This is a genomic window from Burkholderia sp. BCC1638 (assembly GCF_902833195.1).
Classification (GTDB): Bacteria; Pseudomonadota; Gammaproteobacteria; order Burkholderiales; family Burkholderiaceae; genus Burkholderia; species Burkholderia diffusa.
In genome coordinates this window covers 81,823-100,640 of the sequence record NZ_CADFEC010000016.1, presented here as the reverse complement: position 1 = coordinate 100,640, position 18,818 = coordinate 81,823, and the positions used below count along the sequence as shown (strand labels likewise).

Annotated in this window: 13 protein-coding genes; 7 read left to right on the top strand and 6 right to left on the bottom strand. The window is 68.5% G+C overall.

Going from position 1 to position 18,818, the window contains the following annotated elements:
* Positions 1-166: 166 nt before the first annotated feature.
* The 6 genes from HWX22_RS19690 to HWX22_RS19665 form a co-directional block, all read right to left on the bottom strand.
* The gene (locus tag HWX22_RS19690) at positions 167-2,038 is read right to left on the bottom strand and encodes an ABC transporter ATP-binding protein (protein WP_175910446.1); all 1,872 of its coding nucleotides are present in this window, start codon (positions 2,036-2,038) and stop codon (positions 167-169) included.
* Positions 2,038-2,997 (bottom strand): ABC transporter permease, encoded by a 960-nt coding sequence (locus tag HWX22_RS19685; RefSeq protein ID WP_059536200.1) that lies wholly within the window; start codon positions 2,995-2,997, stop codon positions 2,038-2,040. Before HWX22_RS19685 ends, HWX22_RS19690 begins: the two co-directional genes overlap by 1 nt.
* 30 nt (positions 2,998-3,027) lie before the next feature.
* On the bottom strand, positions 3,028-3,981 hold the full coding sequence (locus tag HWX22_RS19680) for an ABC transporter permease (protein WP_175916231.1): 954 nt from the start codon (positions 3,979-3,981) through the stop codon (positions 3,028-3,030).
* A gap of 79 nt (positions 3,982-4,060) precedes the next feature.
* Positions 4,061-5,644 carry an ABC transporter substrate-binding protein gene (locus tag HWX22_RS19675; RefSeq protein WP_175910444.1) on the bottom strand — a complete coding sequence of 528 codons (1,584 nt, stop codon included), beginning with the start codon at positions 5,642-5,644 and terminating at the stop codon, positions 4,061-4,063.
* Between the two features lie 692 nt (positions 5,645-6,336).
* A complete protein-coding gene (locus tag HWX22_RS19670; RefSeq protein ID WP_175910442.1) occupies positions 6,337-7,875 on the bottom strand; it encodes a methyl-accepting chemotaxis protein in 1,539 nt (512 codons plus the stop codon).
* A gap of 203 nt (positions 7,876-8,078) precedes the next feature.
* Complete coding sequence (locus tag HWX22_RS19665; RefSeq protein WP_059536187.1) at positions 8,079-8,747, bottom strand: haloacid dehalogenase type II; 669 nt, start codon at positions 8,745-8,747, stop codon at positions 8,079-8,081.
* 432 nt (positions 8,748-9,179) lie between these two features.
* On the opposite strand from HWX22_RS19665, the gene HWX22_RS19660 reads away from it, so the two are divergent.
* From HWX22_RS19660 to HWX22_RS19630, 7 genes are all read left to right on the top strand, one after another.
* Positions 9,180-10,040 carry a GNAT family N-acetyltransferase gene (locus tag HWX22_RS19660; protein ID WP_175910439.1) on the top strand — a complete coding sequence of 287 codons (861 nt, stop codon included), beginning with the start codon at positions 9,180-9,182 and terminating at the stop codon, positions 10,038-10,040.
* Positions 10,041-10,052: 12 nt separating this feature from the next.
* Positions 10,053-10,979, top strand: coding sequence for a glyoxylate/hydroxypyruvate reductase A (locus tag HWX22_RS19655; protein ID WP_175910437.1), 927 nt, complete (start codon positions 10,053-10,055; stop codon positions 10,977-10,979).
* A gap of 160 nt (positions 10,980-11,139) precedes the next feature.
* On the top strand, positions 11,140-12,540 hold the full coding sequence (locus HWX22_RS19650) for an aspartate aminotransferase family protein (RefSeq protein ID WP_175910435.1): 1,401 nt from the start codon (positions 11,140-11,142) through the stop codon (positions 12,538-12,540).
* A gap of 86 nt (positions 12,541-12,626) precedes the next feature.
* A complete protein-coding gene (locus HWX22_RS19645) occupies positions 12,627-13,118 on the top strand; it encodes a winged helix-turn-helix transcriptional regulator (protein WP_006749694.1) in 492 nt (163 codons plus the stop codon).
* Between the two features lie 108 nt (positions 13,119-13,226).
* Positions 13,227-14,699 (top strand): NAD-dependent succinate-semialdehyde dehydrogenase, encoded by a 1,473-nt coding sequence (locus HWX22_RS19640; protein ID WP_175910433.1) that lies wholly within the window; start codon positions 13,227-13,229, stop codon positions 14,697-14,699.
* A 190-nt stretch (positions 14,700-14,889) separates the two neighbouring features.
* Entirely contained in the window at positions 14,890-16,410 is a 1,521-nt protein-coding gene (locus HWX22_RS19635; RefSeq protein ID WP_175910431.1) for a GGDEF domain-containing protein, read from the top strand.
* Positions 16,411-16,625: 215 nt separating this feature from the next.
* Positions 16,626-18,584: a phosphatase PAP2 family protein gene (locus tag HWX22_RS19630; protein WP_175916230.1), complete on the top strand. Its 1,959-nt coding sequence runs from the start codon at positions 16,626-16,628 to the stop codon at positions 18,582-18,584.
* Positions 18,585-18,818 lie beyond the last annotated feature (234 nt).

Below are 18,818 nucleotides of genomic sequence, written 5' to 3'. Positions count from 1 at the left end.
CGGATCCTTCTCGAGCATTCCGTCGACAGCGATCGCTGATCGCCCGTTGAAAGTCATTTAATCACCGTCAAAAAGCGCGGTTGCCGCGTATTCGCGCACGGCGCGCGCACGATCCACCGTTTTGCACGACCGCCGCAGCAGACTATGCGGATCGCCGCGCGGCGCGCTACAAACGCACCGGCTGCACCGGCGCGGCACCCTCCGCCGGCTCGGCCTGGAAGCGCGCGAGATCTTCCTCGCTGCGATGGCACAACACCTGCGCGCCGTTCTCGAGCGTGCGCAGCGCGGGCGCGGTCCGGTTGCACACGCCGTCCACCCGCATCGCGCAGCGCGACAGGAACGGACACAGCTCGGCGTCGTCGGCGCTCGCGCCGATCGGCACGAGCGGCCGGTGGCAGCGCTCAGCCGCATCGTCGAGCCAGCCCGCGCGCAACTCCGGTGCCGACGACACGAGCAGATGCGAATACGGGTGGTAAGGCGGCGCACAGAGCGCGTCGCGGCTACCCGTTTCGACGCGACGGCCCGCGTACAGCACGACGATGTCGTCGCTGATCGCGCGCACTTTCGCGATGTCGTGCGTGATGAACACGTACGACACGCCAAGCTTCGCCTGCAGGTCGCGCAGCAAATCGATGATCGCGGCGCCGACCACGGTGTCGAGTGCCGACGTGACCTCGTCGCACAGAATCAGGTCGGGCTCGGCCGCCAGCGCGCGCGCGAGATTCACGCGCTGCTTCTGTCCGCCGGACAGCTCGCCGGTGCGCCGCGCGGCCACCGCCTGCGGCAGCCGCACGAGTTCGAGCAGCTCCGCGACGCGCTGGCGTGCACGCGCGCCCTTGATCCCGTGATAGAACGCGAGCGGCCGCGCGAGCGTGCGCTCGACGCTATGCACCGGGTTGAGCGCGGTATCGGCGTTCTGGAACACGATCTGCACGCGACGGTGCTGCTCCTTGGTGCGTTTGCCGATATCGAGCGCGAGCGGCTCGCCGTCGAGCAGAATCTGCCCGGCCGTCGCCGGCACGAGGCCCGCGATCACCTTCGCGAGCGTCGTCTTGCCCGAGCCCGATTCGCCGATCACGCCGACCGTCTGCCCGCGCCCGATGCGCAGGTCCACTTCGTGCAGGATCACCTTCGCGGGCCAGCCTTTCGCGGTACGGCCGCCGTAACCGGCGACCGCGCTGCGCACGTCGAGCAGCGGCGCCGGCGCGGCGCTCGCCGCTTTCGCGTCGCGTTCGGCATCGCTCGGCGTCACCGCCGCAATCAGGCTCTGCGTGTACGGATGCGCCGGCGCATGCAGGATCTGTTCGGTATCGCCCGCTTCGCGGATCACGCCGTCGCTCAGCACGACGATCCGGTCGGCCATTTGCGCGACCACCGCCAGATCGTGCGACACGTATACGGCGCTCATCCCGTAGCGCCGGATCACGCTCTTGAAGGCCTGCAGCACGTCGATCTGCGTGGTCACGTCGAGCGCGGTGGTCGGCTCGTCGAGGATCACCAGCTCCGGATCGGTGATCAGCGCCATCGCGGCCATCAGCCGCTGCAGCTGACCACCCGACACCTGATGCGGATAGCGTTTGCCGATCGTCTCGGGCTCGGGCAGCGCGAGCGCGCGGAACAGCTCGACCGCCTTCGCCTGCGCGTCGCGCTTCGACAGCGTCTTGTGGATCAGCGCGCTCTCGATCACCTGGTCGAGAATCGTGCGCGACGGGTTGAACGCGGCGGCCGCGCTCTGCGCGATGTACGCGACCTTGCGGCCGCGCAGCGCGGCCAGCGCCGGTGCGGGTAGCGTGCAGACATCGGTGCCGCCGAGCTTCACCGAGCCGCCCGCGATCCGGCAGCCGGCACGCGCATGGCCCATCAGCGACAGCGCGATCGTGGTCTTGCCGGAGCCCGATTCGCCGATCAGTGCGAGCACCTCGCCACGCCCGATATCGAAATCGACGCCGTGGACGATCGTCGTTTCCTCGCCGCCCGGCCGGCCGCCGACCACGCGCAGCCCGCGCACCTCGACGAGCGGAGTCGAATCGTGTCGCATCAGTGTTCTCCGGCGGCAGCGGCCGCGCCCTTGCGGCGGCCGCGATGCGGCAGGCCGTCGATCAACAGGTTGACGCCCACCGTCAGGATCGCGATCGCGACCGCGGGCATGATCGCGACGGCCGAGCCGTCGCCGAGGCTCGCGATGTTCTCGCGTACGAGCGAGCCGAGGTCCGCGTATGGCGGCTGCACGCCGAGCCCGAGAAAGCTCAGGCCGCTCAGCAGCAGCACGACGAACGTGAAGCGCAGCCCCGTATCGGCGAGCATCGGGTGGATCATGTTCGGCAGCATCTCGACGCACGCGATGTACAGCGCGCTTTCGCCGCGGGCGCGTGCCACCTGCACGAATTCGAGCGTGCTGATGTTGACCGCCAGCGCCCGCGCGATCCGGTACGAGCCCGGCATGTAGCTGACCGCCGCGGTCAGGACCAGGAGCGGCAGCGACGAGCCGAACGCGGCGACGAACATCAACGCGAACATCTTCGACGGAATCGACGTGAGCGCATCGAGCAGCCGGCTCATCGTCTCGTCGACCGCGCGACCCGACACCGTCGCGAGCAGCCCGAGCGTCGTGCCGGTCAGCGCGGCGAGCAGCACCGCCGCGAGCGCGAGCAGCACGGTCAGGCGCGTGCCGTACAGGATCCGGCTCAGCATGTCGCGACCGAGAAAGTCGGAGCCGAACGGCAGCTTCGCGCTGAACGGCGCGAAGACGTCGGGCGTGACGATCGCGCCGACGTCGTGCGGCGCGAGCAGCGGCGCAAATGCCGCGATGAACAGCATCAGGCCGACCATCGACAGGCCGACGCGGCCGCCGGTCGTCAGTTTCACGCGCGCGGCGCGGCGCTTGCGCGGCTGGTCGGGGGCGGGCGCGGCGGGCGGCGTCGCGCCGCTCCACGGCGGAGGCGGATCGCCGGACGGCGGCAGCGCGCTGCTGCGTTGAACGGGTTCGGTCGGGTGCATGGGCGGCATCTCGGAAGAAGGACGGGACGCTCAGGTCCGCAATCTCGGGTTCGACACGATCGAGCACAGGTCGGCGAACAGCACGAGCGTCAAGTAGGCGACGCAGAAGATCAGCGTGCACGCCTGGACCAACGGGAAATCGCGGTTGCCGACGGCGTCGACCATCAGGCTCGCGAGGCCCGGATAGTTGAAGATCGTCTCGACGACGATCACGCCGCCGAGCAGATACGACAGGCTCAACGCGACCGCATTGGCGATCGGGCCGATCGCGTTCGGCAGCGCATGGCGCAGCACGACACGCGCGGGGCTCGCGCCCTTGAGCACGGCCATCTCGACGTACGACGCGCTCAGCTGCTCGATCACCGCGGCGCGCGTCATCCGTGCCATCTGCGCGATCACGACCGCGCACAGCGTCAGCACCGGCATCGCATACGCACGCAGGAAATCGTGCAGGCTTTCGATCGGGCCGCTGTACGACAGCGCGGACAGCCAGTGCAGCTTCACGGCCAGCACGAGCACGGCGACCGTCGCGATCAGGAATTCCGGCGTCGCGACGAGCGACAGCGTGCCGAGGCTGATCACGCGATCGACCGCCGATTCGCGCTTGACCGCGGCGAGGATCCCGAGCAGCAGCGCGATCGGCACCGACACGGCGGTCGTGATCGCCGCGAGCGCGAGCGACTTCGGCAGGCGTCCGCCGATCATCTCCGACACAGGCATGTCGCCCGACAGCGAGCGGCCGAAATCGCCGTGCAGCAGCCCCGCGAGCCAGTGCAGGTAGCGCACGTGGGCCGGCATGTCGAGGCCGAACTGCTGGCGCAGCGCGGCGACCGTCTCCGGCGTCGCGGACTGGCCGAGCGCGGCCTGCGCGGCGTCGCCCGGCAGCAGGTTCGTGATCGTGAAGATGATCGCGGACACGATCAGCAGCGTCAGCGCGGTGACCGCGATGCGCCGGCCGATCAGCCCGAGCAGGATTCGATTCATGAAGCGGCACTCCGGAAAAGGTCGCGCGCGACCGGGGCGGTGGCCCGCGCCGGTCGCGCGGCGGCGGCACGCGTCGTGCTCAGGCGTTCCACCACACGTGCTCGGCGAACATGAAGCCCATCATTCCGCCGGTCGGAATCGAGCCGAGGCCCGCGAGCCGCTTGTCGTAGCCGTCGAGGAAGCTGATGAAGGCCGGAATGCCGACCCGGCACTGCTGCGCGACGAGCACCTGCATGTCGCCATACATCTGCTTGCGCTTCGCGTCGTCGGTTTCCGATCGCGCGGCGAGCAGCAACTGGTCGAACTTCGCGTTCTTCCAGCCCGACTCGTTCCACGGCGCATCCGACTTGAAGAACTGCGTGAACACCACGTCGGCGCTCGAGCGCGGGTTGATGTTGCCGAAGCCGAGCGGATGCTTCATCCAGTGGTTCGACCAGTAGCCGTCGGGCGACACGCGGTTCACCTGCAGGTTCAGCCCGATCTTCTGGCCGGCCTGCTGCAGCAACACGGCCATTTCGATCGACCCGTTCGCGTCGGACGTCGCATAGATCGGCGGCAGCGTGGCGCCCAGCGCCCCCGCCTTCTGGAACAGGAACTTCGCCTTGTCCGGATCGTGCGGCCGCTGCGGCAGCGATGCGTTGAAGTAGCGATGCCCCGGCGGGATCGGCTGGTCGTTGCCGATCACCGCGTAGCCGCGGAACACCGCCGTGCGGATCTGCTCGCGATCGAACAGGTACTTCATCCCTTCGACGAAATCCGGGTTCGCGGTGATCGGGTTGTCGCTGCGCACGATCAGGTCGGTATAGAGCCCCGACTTGGTTTCCTGCAGCGCATAGCCCGGCGTCGACGCGACCCGCTGCGTCGAGCGCGGATCGATCGCGTTGATCAGGTGCACGTCGCCCGACAGCAGCGCGTTCAGGCGCGCGGCGCTGTCGCTGATGCCGATCAGCTCGATCTCGTCGAGGTACGGCATCCCCGGCTTGAAGTAGCTGTCGTTGCGCACGCCGACGGTCGACACGCCCGGCTTGAACGATTTCAGCTTGTACGGGCCGCAACCGATGCCGGTGCTGAAGTCGGTCGTGCCGTCCTTGACGATCACGAGCTGCGGCGTCGCGAGGATCACCGGCAGATCGGCGTTCGCGCTGACGAGCGTGAGCGTGACCTCGTCCGGGCCGCTCGCCTTCGCATCGGCGAACTGATCGGCGAGCGGCTTGACCTTCGAGGCGGTGGCCGCGTTCTTGTGGCGCATCAGCGAGAACACCACGTCGGCCGGCCCGACCGGTTTCCCGTCGTGGAACGTGACGCCCTTGCGCAACTTGATGATCCACGTCTTCGCGTCGGTCGTCTGCAACGACTGCGCGAGATTCATCTGCGGCGTCAGGCTCGCGTCGAGCTGCGTGAGGCCGCTGTAGAACATGAAGAAACGAATGTAGTCGGCGCCCGTCGAGCCCTTGGCCGGGTCGAGCGTGTCGGCCGTCGAACTCGATTCGTTCGCGACCCGGATCTTGCCGCCGCGCTTGGGCGCCGGCGCGGCGAACGCCGATTGCGCGTCCATCAGCAGCCCGCCGCCGCCAACGGCCATCATGCCGCTCGCCGCCATGACCCGCATCATGTCGCGGCGCGTGAAGCCGCCCTTGCCGCCGTTGTCGATATCGTCGCTCATCCGAACTGCTCCTGACTGTGGAAAGTGGGTCTGGGGTCCAGCGTGGTTCGAGAAACCGTCGCGCCGCCTGCTGGTAGCGGGCGCGACGTCATGCGCATTGAGTTCATTTAAGCATCGCCAAAATGCGGGTTGTCGCGATTCGGGGCGGCTGCACGATACGATTCGACCGTTTTGGCCCACCTGCGCAGCATGATTTGCTGCGCGGCCACGCGTACCGCCGTTTGCTCGATGCCGGGTCGCGACGGCTGCGCAGCACGTGCGCGACGAAGGAAATCGTAAAGCGATGCACGCGGCAGATTGCGCCGACAAAATTGGCGATTCGGCATCCGAAGCGCGTTCGGCTCACGCAAACCGCATGTTTGCGTGGAATGCGCACTCGCGGCCCGCGGTGCCCAAAACGGCCGGAACGCCCGCGTGCGCATGCGACGGCGGATGCCGCCTGCGACGACGCCCGGCGCATGAAAGATCGGGAGATTGCCGCGACGTTGAAGCGGCTTTGCGAGACAACAGGAATACGGCCGGATTGCCTGATGCGGGTACGAACCCGTGGCGCGGCGCCAGGCCGCAATTCTCCGCTGTGATGCGGCCGACGCGGTCGATGCCTGCACGTCGGCGCGCACGCCGGACACGTGCCGGCGTGGCGAGAGGGAGACGAGATGATGCCGTTGCCGGCAGATGCCGGCACGCGGCCGTCAGGCAGCCAGCCTGAACACCGAGACAGCGGCCCGCAATCGTGCCGCCTGTTCATCCAGCGAGGACGCGGCGGCGGCAGCCTGCTCCACCAGCGCGGCATTCTGCTGCGTCACTTCGTCCATTTGCGCGACCGCGAGGCCGACCTGCTCGATGCCCGTGCTTTGCTCGGCGGATGCCGCTGAAATCTCGCCCATGATGTCGGCCACCCGGTCGATCGACCGGACGATCTCCGTCATCCGCGCGCCCGCCGTCTCGACGAGCCGGCTGCCGCTGCCAACCCGCTCGACCGACGCCTCGATCAATCCCTTGATGTCCTTCGCGGCCGCCGCGCTGCGTTGCGCGAGCGAGCGCACCTCCGAGGCCACGACCGCGAACCCGCGCCCCTCCTCGCCGGCCCGCGCGGCCTCGACCGCGGCGTTGAGCGCGAGAATGTTCGTCTGGAACGCGATGCTTTCGATCACGACGGTAATGTCGGCGATCCGCACCGATCCGTCCGAAATCTGCCGCATCGTTTCGACGACTTCACGCACGGCCGCGCCACCGAGTTCCGTCGCCTCCTTCGCGTGGGTCACGAGCGTATTGGCCTGACGTGCATTGTCGGCATTCTGTTTGACCGTCGACGTGATCTGCTCCATGCTCGCGGCCGTTTGCTGCAGCGACGCGGCCTGTTCCTCCGTGCGCTGCGACAAGTCCAGATTGCCTTGCGCGATCTCGCCGGTGCCGACGGCAATCGAGTGGGTCGTGGTCTGGATTTCGGCGATGGTCTCGGTCAGCCGGGCCTTCATGTCGGCGAGCGCGACGAGCAGGCTGCCCGGCGCGGCGTGCGCCGTATCGAACTGCACGTCCAGTTCGCCGGCGGCGATGCGGGCCGCGATCTCGGTCGCGTGCGCGGGCTCGCCGCCCAGCGTCCGTCGGACGCTGCGCAACACGCCCCACGCGATCGCCGCGAGCGCCGCGGCGATGACGAGCGTGATGGCGCCGAGCACCTGCGCAAGCCGCGTAAACGCGGCGTTGATGTCGTCGTAGAAGAATCCCGTGCCGATCCACCAGTCCCACTCCGGAACGGCGACCACGCCCTGGAGTTTCGGCTCCACGTCCGCGTCCGGGCTGCGCTTGATCAGCACGTCGACGAGCGCGAAATGCGCCTGGGCCACTCCGGCGCGATACGCCTCGCTGTCGGTCATGCCGCCGGTCGTGCGGTTGCCCTTCGCGCGGGTGCCGATGAACTTCGCGTTCGGATGCACGAGGTTGACGCCGTCGGACGTCGTCACCCAGTAGTAGCTTTTCGAATTCGCGTTGAGCGCGGACAGCGCGGCCTTGGCCTGCTGCTGGGCCTGATCCCGCGTGAGCGTGCCGTTCGCCTGCATCGCGCGATACGCGTCGACCAGATGCTCGGCTTTGGTCAGAAGAATGACGATCTCGTCACGGCGGCTGTCGATCAGCGCGTCGCGCAGCGTGTGCAGCGACATCGCGGCAAGCAATACAACGCCGAGCAGCGCCGCGGCGACGAGCATCAGCAGTTTCGTGGACAACTTCATGCGGAGGGCCTCGCGATATTAACCGTTCGGTACATATATCGGCCCGGGCGGCCCTGCCTTGAATGGCGCCGTATCGGTAATTACCCTCGGTTCGTGCGGTGATCGCACGCGCAAGGCGGCACGGCCGGCGCACCACGCCGGTCGTTCGCGACGCGCACGGCCGCGCGCGCGGGGCACGCGGCCCCACGCCGGCGCGGCGTCGCTTACAGCCCGAGCTGCGTCGCGAGATGGCCGATGTCCGACACCTCGTAGTAGTTGTAGAACGGCGTGCCCGGCTCATGGCCGCGGTTGACGAACGCCTTGTGCTTGATGCCGAGATCCTCGGCCGTCATCAGGTCGTAGCGCAGGCTCGACGACACGTGCAGCACGTCCTCCGGCTTGCAGCCGAGCTTGTCGAACATGTATTCGAAGCCCTGCATCCGCGGCTTGTACGACTGCGCCTGCTGCGCGGTGAACACCGCATGGAACGGCGCGCCGAGCTTGTCGACGTTGCTCATGATCTGGTCGTCCGACGCGTTCGACAGGATCACCAGCTTGTACTTCGTGGCCAGCCGCGAAAGCCCGGCCGGCACGTCCGGATGCGGGCCCCACGTCGGCACCGCCAGATAGAAACGCTCGGCCTCTGCCTCGTCGAACTTCACGCCGATCCGCGCGCAGGTGCGCCGGATCGCATTGACGACGACGTCGCGGTACGGCTTCCATGCGCCGAGCACTTCGTCGAGCCGATACGCGGCGAACGCGCGCACGAATTCCTCGAGCGCGACCGGCGACAGCCGGTCCGCGTAGACCTCGCGCGCCATGTCGGCCATCCGGAAGCGGGTCAGCGTGCCATAGCAGTCGAACGTGATGTACTTCGGTTCAAATTGGATCATGTGACGTCCTGTCGGTGTGAAGCCCCGGCAGGGCCGGGGACGGTCTGGGTTCAACGAAATTGAATCAGGGCAAAAAATCCGTCGCGCATCGTTCGACGCGGCTCGAAACGCAGATTCGCCGCGTGTTGCAGGCCGCCGGCAGCACGATCTGCGGCGTGATCGCACGCGGCGCCGTCGGCGGCGAGCCGGCCGTCTTCACGAAACCGTCATGCGGCCGCCGCGTTTCCATCGTAGCGGCATTCCCACAGCAGAAGCTGTCGCAATGACGGACCGCTCCGGCATGCAGCGCGCGTTCGCCCGCGCCGATCGAGCCGGTTTGCGTCGATCTCGCACGACCGCCCGCCGACGCCGGAAAACAGGCGAATCGTCCTATCCGCGCCGCGGTGGCGCTGGCAGAGTCGATATGTCATTCCTACCCATCCGGAGTCCGGCGTGGCCGACCTCAATTCTTCCAGCACGCTCACCTATCGCCCGTTCGCCGAAACCGATCTGCCTGCCGCGCACCGGCTGTCGGAAGCAGTCAAGTGGCCGCATCGACTCGACGACTGGCGCTTCGCATTCCAGCTCGGCAGCGGCTTCGTCGCCGAAGACGAAGCCGGCATCGTCGGCACCGCGCTCGGCTGGCGCTTTGGCGAATCGCACGCATCGCTCGGCATGGTGATCGTGTCGCCCGAGCGCCAGGGCCGCGGCATCGGCCGCGAACTGCTCGCACGCGTCGTCGACAGCCTCGGCGCACGCACGATCTTCCTGCATGCGACGCCGTCCGGCGAACCGCTCTACGTGAAGTTCGGCTTCGAGGCGATCGGCACGATCGACCAGCACCAGGGCGCCGCGTTCCAGCCGCCGCTGATCTCGCTGCCGCCGGGCGAGCGCCTGCGCCCGCTCGGCACCAACGACGGCCCGCGCCTCGCCGCACTCGCATCGCGCGCGGCCGGCTACCCGCGCGACGCGGTGATCGATGCGCTGCTCGACGTCGCCAACGGGATCGCACTCGACCGCGACGGCGAACTGCTCGGCTTCGCGCTGTTCCGCCGTTTCGGCCGCGGGCACGTGATCGGCCCGGTGGTCGCACCGGACGCGCTGCGCGCGCAGGCGCTGATCAGCCACTGGCTCGCGCTGCACGAAGGCATGTTCGTGCGCCTCGACGTGCCGGGCGATAGCGGCCTGTCGGACTGGCTGCAGGGGCTCGGCCTGCCGCGCGTCGATACCGTCGTCGCGATGGCGCGCGGCGCGGCGCCCGCCCGCGATCCGTCGCTGCGCGCGTTCGCGATCGTCAATCAAGCGCTCGGCTGAGCGGCGCGCGCGATGAGTTTCCTCTACAAGGCCGACCCGGTGCGCGGCGCGCAATGGGCGCGGCGCTTCGCGCAACAGGCGCCCGACCTCGCGTTCCGGATCTGGCCGGACCTCGGCGATCCGGAAGCCGTGCACTATCTCGCCGCGTGGCAGCCGCCCGACGACCCGACCGCACTGCTGCCGAATCTGGAGATCGTGTTTTCGGTCGGCGCCGGCATCGATCAGTTCGACCTGTCGCGCGTGCCCGCGCACATCCCGGTCGTGCGGATGATCGAGCCGGGCATCGTCGAAGGGATGGTCGAATACGTGACGCAGGCCGTGCTGACGATCCATCGCGACCTGTTCGACTATGCGGCGCAGCAGCGCGAGCACGTGTGGCGCGAGAAGCCGGTCCGCGCGGCCGCGTCGCGGCGCATCGGCGTGCTCGGGCTCGGCACGCTCGGGCAGGCCGTGCTCGACACGCTGCGGCGCTTCGGTTTCCCGTGCGCAGGGTGGAGCCGCACGCCGCGCTCGCTCGACGGCGTCGACTGCCATGCGGGCGACGCGGCGCTCGACACGTTCCTCGCCCGCACCGACATCCTGATCTGCCTGCTGCCGCTCACCGACGACACGCGCGGCCTGCTCGGCACACGCGTGTTCGACGCGCTGCCGGCCGGCGCATCGCTCGTGCAGGTCGGGCGCGGCCCGCAACTCGATGCGACCGCGCTGCTCGCCGCGCTCGACAGCGGCCGCCTCGACAGCGCGATCCTCGACGTGACGGACCCGGAGCCGTTGCCGGCCGGCCACCCGTTCTGGACGCATCCGCGCATTCGCATCACGCCGCACATCGCCAGCGCGACGCGGCCGGACACCGCGGTCGACGCCGTGCTCGCGAACCTCGCGCGCCATCGCGCGGGACAGCCGATGATCGGCGTTGTCGACCGCGCACGCGGCTACTGACGCGCGCGCCCGGCCTGGCGGGGCGCGCAGCAGAAAATGCCGAAGCGCCCCATGCAAACACCGCTTTCGTACGTTTCGGGCCGCAAATTGAAGGCGCGTGAGGATTTCTCGCCCGGTAGCATGACCTCACGCTGACACCCGACGAGAGTCCCGCACTGCCATGAACCAAGCCGCGCTGATCGAAGCCGATCGTCAACACCTGATCCACCCTGTCGTCAACTATCGTGCGCACGAGGCGCGCGGCGTCACCGTGCTCGAATCCGCCGACGGCGTGTTCCTGCGCGACGCCGACGGCCACACGCTGCTCGATGCGTTCTCGGGCCTGTGGTGCGTGAACGTCGGCTACGGCCGCGACAGCATCGTGAAGGCCGCCGCCGACCAGATGGCGAAGCTGCCCTACGCGACCGGCTATTTCCATTTCGGCTCGCAACCCGCGATCGAGCTGGCCGAACGGCTCGCGGCACTCGCGCCGCCGTCGCTGAATCGCGTGTACTTCACGCTCGGCGGCTCGGATGCGGTCGATTCCGCGGTGCGTTTCATCACGCACTATTTCAACGCGACCGGTCGCCCGGCGAAGAAGCACATGATCGCGCTCGAACGCGGCTATCACGGCTCGTCGTCGATCGGCGCCGGGCTCACCGCGCTGCCCGCGTTCCATCGTCACTTCGACCTGCCGCGCGCGGATCAGCACCACATCCCGTCGCCCTACCCGTATCGCCATCCGCTCGGCGACGACGCGCAGGCGCTGATCGCCGCGTCGGTCGCCGCGCTCGAGGCGAAAGTCGCCGAACTCGGCGCGGACAACGTCGCGGCATTCTTCTGTGAGCCCGTGCAGGGTTCCGGCGGCGTGATCGTCCCGCCGGCCGGCTGGCTGAAGGCGATGCGCGACGCATGCCGGCGCCTCGGCATCCTGTTCGTCGCCGACGAGGTGATCACCGGCTTCGGCCGCACGGGCCCGCTGTTCGCGTGCGAGACCGAGCAGGTCGACCCGGACCTGATGACCGTCGCGAAGGGGCTGACCGCCGGCTATGCGCCGATGGGGGCCGTGCTGATGTCCGATGAAATCTACGAAGGCATCGCGGGCAGCCGCGCCGATTCGCCCGCGGTCGGCCACGGCCATACGTATTCCGCGCATCCGGTCAGCGCCGCGATCGGCCTCGAAGTGCTGAAGCTCTATCACGAAGGCGGACTGCTCGCGAACGGCCGGGCGATGGCGCCGCGTTTCGCCGCGGGGCTCGATGCGCTGCGCGCGCATCCGCTCGTCGGCGACGCGCGTTCGGCCGGCCTGCTCGGAGCGCTCGAACTGGTGGCCGACAAGACGCGCAAGACGCGCTTCGACCCCGCGCTCAACGTGCCCGACAGGATCGCAGCCGCCGCGTATGCGAACGGCGTGGTGTTTCGCGCATTCGGCGACGGCGTGCTCGGTTTCGCGCCGGCGCTCAGCTTCACCGCGGGCGAGTTCGACCTGATGTTCGAACGCGTGCGCAAGACGCTCGACAACGTGCTGGCCGATGCGGGCGTGCAGCGCGCGCTCGACGCCGCGCACGCGCAGCCGGCCTGACCGGCCAAGGGAAAGCCGGGCTTGTGGCGGCAATCGTTCGACTCTAAAGTAACCGGACATTCCATTTTTTCCCCTCTCACCCGACCATGACGGACAGCAAGCTGGATCGCATCGACCTGCGCATCCTCTCCCAGTTGCAAAAGCGCGGCCGCATGACCAACGTCGAACTGGCCGATGCGGTCGGGCTGTCGCCCAGCCCTTGCCTGATCCGCGTGAAGCGGCTCGAGAAGGCCGGCTATATCGGCGGCTACGGCGCGCACATCCAGCTCGAGAAACTCGGCGACGTGCAGGTCGTGTTTACCGAGGTCACGCTGGCCGACCACCGCCGCGAGGACTTCGACCGTTTCGTCGCGGCGATTCGCAACGTCGACGAGATCGTCGAGTGTCACCTCGCGAGCGGCGGCTACGACTATCTGCTGAAGTTCATCACGCGCAGCGTGAGCCATTACCAGACGATCGTCGAAGGGCTGCTCGAACAGAACATCGGCATCGAGAAGTATTTCAGTTACGTGATCATCAAGTCGCCGTTCGTCAAACGGCACTACCCGCTCGAATCGCTGTTCGGCGAACGTCACTGACGGGCAGCGTGCGGCATCCGCGAACGCGGCGGCACGCCGTCCGCGCGGGGTAGTCGCGCGTCCGCGCTTCAGCCGTCGTCACCGAATCGCTCCATCCAAGGACCTGTCATGCCGCTTACGCTGTCCCGAACCGAACTCGTTCGCACCGCCAACCTGATCGACGGCGCCTGGCGCGACGCGCTCGACGGCCGCCGCTTCGACGTCACCGATCCGGCGACGCTCGAGACCGTTGCCCATGCACCCGACAGCGGCGCGGCCGACGCGCGCGCCGCGACCGATGCGGCCGCGCGCGCGCTGCCCGCATGGCGCGCGACGCCCGCTCGCGAACGGGCCGCGATCCTGCGCGCATGGCATGCGGCGATCGTCGCGCACACCGACGATCTCGCGAAACTGATGTCGCGCGAACAGGGCAAGCCGCTCGCCGAAGCGCGCGGCGAAGTCGCATACGGGGCGTCGTACGTGCTGTGGTTCGCCGAGGAAGCGACGCGCACCTACGGCGACCTGATTCCGCAGCAGCAGCGCGGCAAGCGGCTGAGCGCGGTCAAGGAGCCGATCGGCATCGTCGCCGCGATCACGCCTTGGAACTTCCCGCTCGCGATGATCGCGCGCAAGATCGCCCCGGCACTCGCGGCCGGCTGCACGGTGGTCGCGAAGCCGGCCGAGGACACGCCGCTCACCGCGCTCGCGCTGGCCTTCCTCGCGCAGGAAGCCGGCGTGCCGCCCGGCGTGCTGAACCTGATCGCCGCATCGCGCGAACGCGGCATCGATGCGGTGGCCGACTGGCTCGCCGACGGCCGCGTGCGCAAGATCACGTTCACCGGATCGACGCCCGTCGGCAAGCTGCTCGCGCGCGAATCGGCGGCGACACTGAAGAAGCTGTCGCTGGAACTGGGCGGTAACGCGCCGTTCATCGTGTTCGACGATGCGGAACTCGACGCCGCGATCGACGGGCTGATGGCCGCCAAGTTCCGCAACGGCGGCCAGACCTGCGTGTCGCCGAACCGCGTGTACGTGCAGGCCGGCGTCTACGATGCGTTCGCCGCGAAGCTCGCCGCGCGCGTCGCCGCGCTGAAGGTCGCGCCCGCGACCGACCCGGCCGCGCAGATCGGGCCGATGATCAACGCGCGCGCGGTCGACAAGATCGCGCGCCACGTCGGCGACGCCATCGAGCGCAGCGCGCGCGTGCTCGCCGGCGGCAAGCGTCTGCCCGAGCTCGGTCCGAACTATTACGCGCCGACGGTGCTCGCCGACGCCACCGCCGACATGCAGCTGAGCTGCGAGGAAACCTTCGGCCCCGTCGCCGCGCTGTTCCGGTTCGACACCGAGGACGAAGCCGTCGCGGCCGCGAACGACACGCCGTTCGGGCTCGCCGCGTATTTCTACACGCAGGACGTGCGCCGCATCGCGCGCGTGTCGGCGCGGCTCGAAACGGGCATCGTCGGCATCAACGAAGGCGCGCTCGCGAGCGAAGCCGCGCCGTTCGGCGGCGTGAAGGAATCGGGCTACGGCCGCGAAGGCTCGCGCTACGGCCTCGACGATTATCTGTCGATCAAGTACGTGTGCCAGGGCGGGCTCGACTGAGCCTGCGCGACCGCCGGGGTTCGCCGCTGTCGCGTGCTCGTTGCGCGGCGCACCCCGGACGCACACGTTTGCGGCACCCGTGCAGTCATTGCGTCGCACGCCGGCCTCGATTTCCGGGCATCCCTGCCGTTAACCCGGATTTGACCAGCGCCGCTGCGATCGCAGCCGGCTTCCCGCACGAGCGCGAGCAATGCCTGCATCCATTCCGATCGAGAAAGTTGCCGACTGGGCCGGCCGCCACCACCTGATCGTCGGCGTGCTGGGCACGCTGATGTCGCTCGCCGCGCTCGGCATCAGCGCGGCGACGCTGTGGGCTGCGCGCAGCGAGGTCGTCGGACATGCGCACGAGACGTCGCGCAACGTCGCGGCCGTCCTGGTCAGCGAGATCGCGCGCACCGTCGAGACGTCCAACAACGCGCTCGTCTCGCTCGCCACCGATCTCGGCAATCCCGCCGTCGCGCGCATGGACGCCGGGCTGCGTCACGACGTGCTGTTCGAGCGCACGGCCGCGCAATACGTGACCGGCATGGGCGTGACGGACCGCTTCGGCCGCTTGATCGACGGCTGTTGCAGCTCGACCCACAACTGGGATTTCAGCGATCGCGACTACTTCAAGGTCCATCGCGATGCCGACAACGTCGGCCTCTACGTGTCCGAGGCGTATCGCGCGCGTTCGCACGGCAACACGGAATCGATCGCGCTGTCGCGGCGCATCGAGCGGGCGGATCACACGTTCGACGGAATCGCGGTGGTCGCCATCGACCTCGCGTACTTCGATCGGCTTCTGTCCCGCCTGAACGTCGGGCCGCATGGCGTCAGCGCGATCCTGCGCGCCGACGGCACGATCCTCGCGAGAAACCCGCCGTTGACCGATCACCAGATGGTCCGCCTGCGCCGCTCGAAGTCGTTCGAACGCATGGTGAGTCGCGAATCGGGCTTCTATGCGGCGCGCTCGAGCATCGACGGCGTCGTGCGGCTTTATACGTTCCAGCGGGTGCCCGGCACGCCGTTGATCGCGGTCGTCGCACCGGCCGAGCATGACGTGCTGGCCGGCACCACGCATTTGATGTGGACGGTCGGCGTGTCCGCGTCCGTCATCGGTGCGCTGTTCTGCGCGGTGGTGTGGCTGCTCGCGTTCGCGCTGCGGGACAACCTGCGCAAGCAGACGCTGCTTACCGACCTGACACGCACCGATCCACTCACAGGCCTGCACAACCGTCGCGCGCTCGATGCCGCGCTCGCCGACGAATGGGAACGTCTGCAACGCGGCAGCGATGGCAGCCTGTCGGTGCTGTTCATCGACGCCGATCACTTCAAGCAGTACAACGACCGCTTCGGTCATGTGCAAGGCGACACCGCGCTGCGCTTTCTCGCCGAGTGCATTCGCGCGCATACGCGGCGGCGCGGCGATCTTGCCGCGCGCTACGGCGGCGAAGAATTCGTCGTCGTATTGCCCGACACGGATGAAAGCGGCGCCGCGAAAGTTGCCGAAGCGATTCGCCGCGCCGTGGAGCGCAACCGGCTCGACGGGTTCGACGCGACCATTCCGCCTTTCACGATCAGCATCGGCTACGCGACCGGGCACCGTGCGCACCCGCGGTCCGTGCACGCGTTGTCGCATCAGGCAGACCTCGCCCTCTACGCGGCGAAGCGTCAGGGCAGAAACCGCGTGTGCCGCGCCGACGCGGAATGGGTCGCCCAACCGGCGTGACAGCGCCGCATCCGATCGTCTTTTCGAACGCGCGCGCTGGCCGGACCGGACATCGCCGACGGCCCGATCGCCCCCGCCGCCATGTTCAGCATCACGAATTCACCAAATAGTGAGAATTCGGGTGCATCGACCGCGACCCGAAACAAATCCGTAACGGCTGCGTCACGATCGCCCACGACAATCCGCCATCTTCGACACTCAGGATGGAGCCTTGCATGTTTGCGTCACGAAGCCGTTTTCCGCTGCACGTCGCAGCATTGTCGAGTGCGATCGTTCTCGCCGCGTGCGGCGGCGGCGACGATGTCGCATCGACCACCACGACCAGCGCGGCCATGCCGGCACCGCCGGCCGACCCCGGCTTCGTCGACAGCGCGCCCGTGCCGAGCGTGCCGGCCTTCGTCGACAACATCGCGACCAACCAGCGCGGCGACGCGCGCTATGCCACGCTGTCGACCAACGCGGCCGTGCGCGTGGTGAGCCGCTTCCTCGACCTGTGGCAGCCGGCGACGATGCTCGTCGATGCCGGCGTGAGCGCGCCGGCCAACGGCGGGTTTCCGGCGATCTCGCCGTCGACCTGCTCAGGCCTGCCCGGCAGCGGCACGCCGTGCGGCACGAGCCTGAACGACACGGTGCTGGCCGCCAACGTTCAATATGTGATCAACGCAACGACCGCACGCACGCAGCAACAGGCCGACGCCGCGTACTTCGACGACCGGCGCGCCAAGGGCTACAGCGTGACCGACGGCATGGGCCCGCTCACCGGCGCGTGGCGCACGGCCGCGCAGCAGACGACCAGCATCACCACCGTGCCCGCCGACGCGACCACGGTGCTGTACAACGATTCCGGCAACAACGTCGGCGTCGGCGGCAGCACGAACGCGAGCTTCGGCAAGGTCGTCGACCTGCTCAACGAAATGGGCAACAACGCGTCGACCGAACCGTCGAAGCGTTTCTACAAGTACGCGCGGCCGTACCGCTGGAGCACCAGCGTCGTCGTCACACCGACGCTCGTGCCGGCGGAAAGCACGACGCCCGCGACCGACGGCGGCTTCATCAGCGGCCATACGGCCGAAGCGGTGCGAGACGCGATGACGATGGCGTGGCTCGTGCCGGAGCGCTTCCAGGAGATGGTCGGCCGCGGCCTCGAACTCGGCGAGAACCGCATCCTCGCCGGCATGCACTCGCCGCTCGACGTGATCGGCGGCCGCATGCTCGCGCTGGCCGTCAGCGCGGCGAACCTGACCGCGTACGCGAGCGATGCGCAGGCCGCGTACGGCCAGGCCCATCAGGCGCTACAGCAGCTCACGGGCACGACCGACACGACGTTCGCCGCCTTCGCGCACTCGGGCACGACGGCCACCGACCGCTTCGCCGATTACGCGACGAACAAGACGGCCTTCGCGCGCCGCCTGACGTTCGGCTTCGGCGCGATCGAGTCGACCGACGCGCCGCCCGTCGTGCCGAAGGGCGCGGAGATCCTGCTGCAGACGCGCTTCCCGTACCTGAGCGCGGACCAGCGCCGCGTCGTGCTGAAGACGACCGAACTGCCGTCCGGCTATCCGGTCATGGACGATGCGGAAGGCTGGGGCCGCCTCAACCTGTTCACCGCGGCCGACGGTTACGGTGCGTTCAACGGCAACGTGATCGTGTCGATGGACGCTTCGCAGGGCGGGTTCAATACCGCCGACCTGTGGCGCAACGACATCGCCGGCGCGGGCAAGCTGACGCTGCAAGGCAGCGGCACGCTGACGCTGGCGGGCAACAACAGCTATGCGGGCGGCACGCAGGTGAGCGGCGGCATGCTCGCCGCGGCATCGGCAAGCGCGTTCGGCAAGGGCGACGTTTACGTCGGCTCGGGCGGCAGCGTGAGGATTGCCGCCAGCGCGCCGGTGGTCATCGCGACGCGCTATTCGCAGCTCGACAACACGACGCTCGAACTCGACATCGACGGCAACGGAGGCGGCCGCCTGCGCGTCGGCGGCCCGCTCACCGTCGCGGGCGGCACGCTGCACGTGAAGTTCGTGAACGGTTATGCGCCCAAGGCCGGCGACACCATCGCGCTGATCGACGGTGCAGCGGCTTCCGCGAAGTTCTCGGCGGTGACGGTCGACGGCTTCAAGGCAACGCCGGTTTATACGGCGACGGGCGTGTCGGTCAAGTTGTCGGCGGCGTAACCGGCACCGTCCATCGATTCTTGTAACGGCGCCGCCTGCTGGCGGCGCCCGCCGGCCTCGCCCGTTTCGTCGTCGAGTCGTTCGACGGCCGCCGCGCCACGACTGGACGCCGGCGCCTGCTCACATCCCACCTTCCACGACGCGTCCCGCGTGACGCGCCGCTTGCAGCCCGCATCGCATCATCCCCGAGCGCATGAAATTGCGATTGCAAATACATCTCATTTGCATTAAATT

Bases quoted from the DNA above. Each gene is read 5' to 3' on its own strand.
- HWX22_RS19685 (WP_059536200.1), bottom strand. From the start codon at position 2,997: ATGCACCCGACCGAACCCGTTCAACGCAGCAGCGCGCTGCCGCCGTCC.
- HWX22_RS19630 (WP_175916230.1), top strand. From the start codon at position 16,626: ATGTTTGCGTCACGAAGCCGTTTTCCGCTGCACGTCGCAGCATTGTCG.
- HWX22_RS19690 (WP_175910446.1), bottom strand. From the start codon at position 2,038: ATGCGACACGATTCGACTCCGCTCGTCGAGGTGCGCGGGCTGCGCGTG.
- HWX22_RS19655 (WP_175910437.1), top strand. From the start codon at position 10,053: ATGAGTTTCCTCTACAAGGCCGACCCGGTGCGCGGCGCGCAATGGGCG.
- HWX22_RS19635 (WP_175910431.1), top strand. From the start codon at position 14,890: ATGCCTGCATCCATTCCGATCGAGAAAGTTGCCGACTGGGCCGGCCGC.
- HWX22_RS19670 (WP_175910442.1), bottom strand. From the start codon at position 7,875: ATGAAGTTGTCCACGAAACTGCTGATGCTCGTCGCCGCGGCGCTGCTC.
- HWX22_RS19680 (WP_175916231.1), bottom strand. From the start codon at position 3,981: ATGAATCGAATCCTGCTCGGGCTGATCGGCCGGCGCATCGCGGTCACC.
- HWX22_RS19665 (WP_059536187.1), bottom strand. From the start codon at position 8,747: ATGATCCAATTTGAACCGAAGTACATCACGTTCGACTGCTATGGCACG.
- HWX22_RS19675 (WP_175910444.1), bottom strand. From the start codon at position 5,644: ATGAGCGACGATATCGACAACGGCGGCAAGGGCGGCTTCACGCGCCGC.
- HWX22_RS19640 (WP_175910433.1), top strand. From the start codon at position 13,227: ATGCCGCTTACGCTGTCCCGAACCGAACTCGTTCGCACCGCCAACCTG.
- HWX22_RS19650 (WP_175910435.1), top strand. From the start codon at position 11,140: ATGAACCAAGCCGCGCTGATCGAAGCCGATCGTCAACACCTGATCCAC.
- HWX22_RS19645 (WP_006749694.1), top strand. From the start codon at position 12,627: ATGACGGACAGCAAGCTGGATCGCATCGACCTGCGCATCCTCTCCCAG.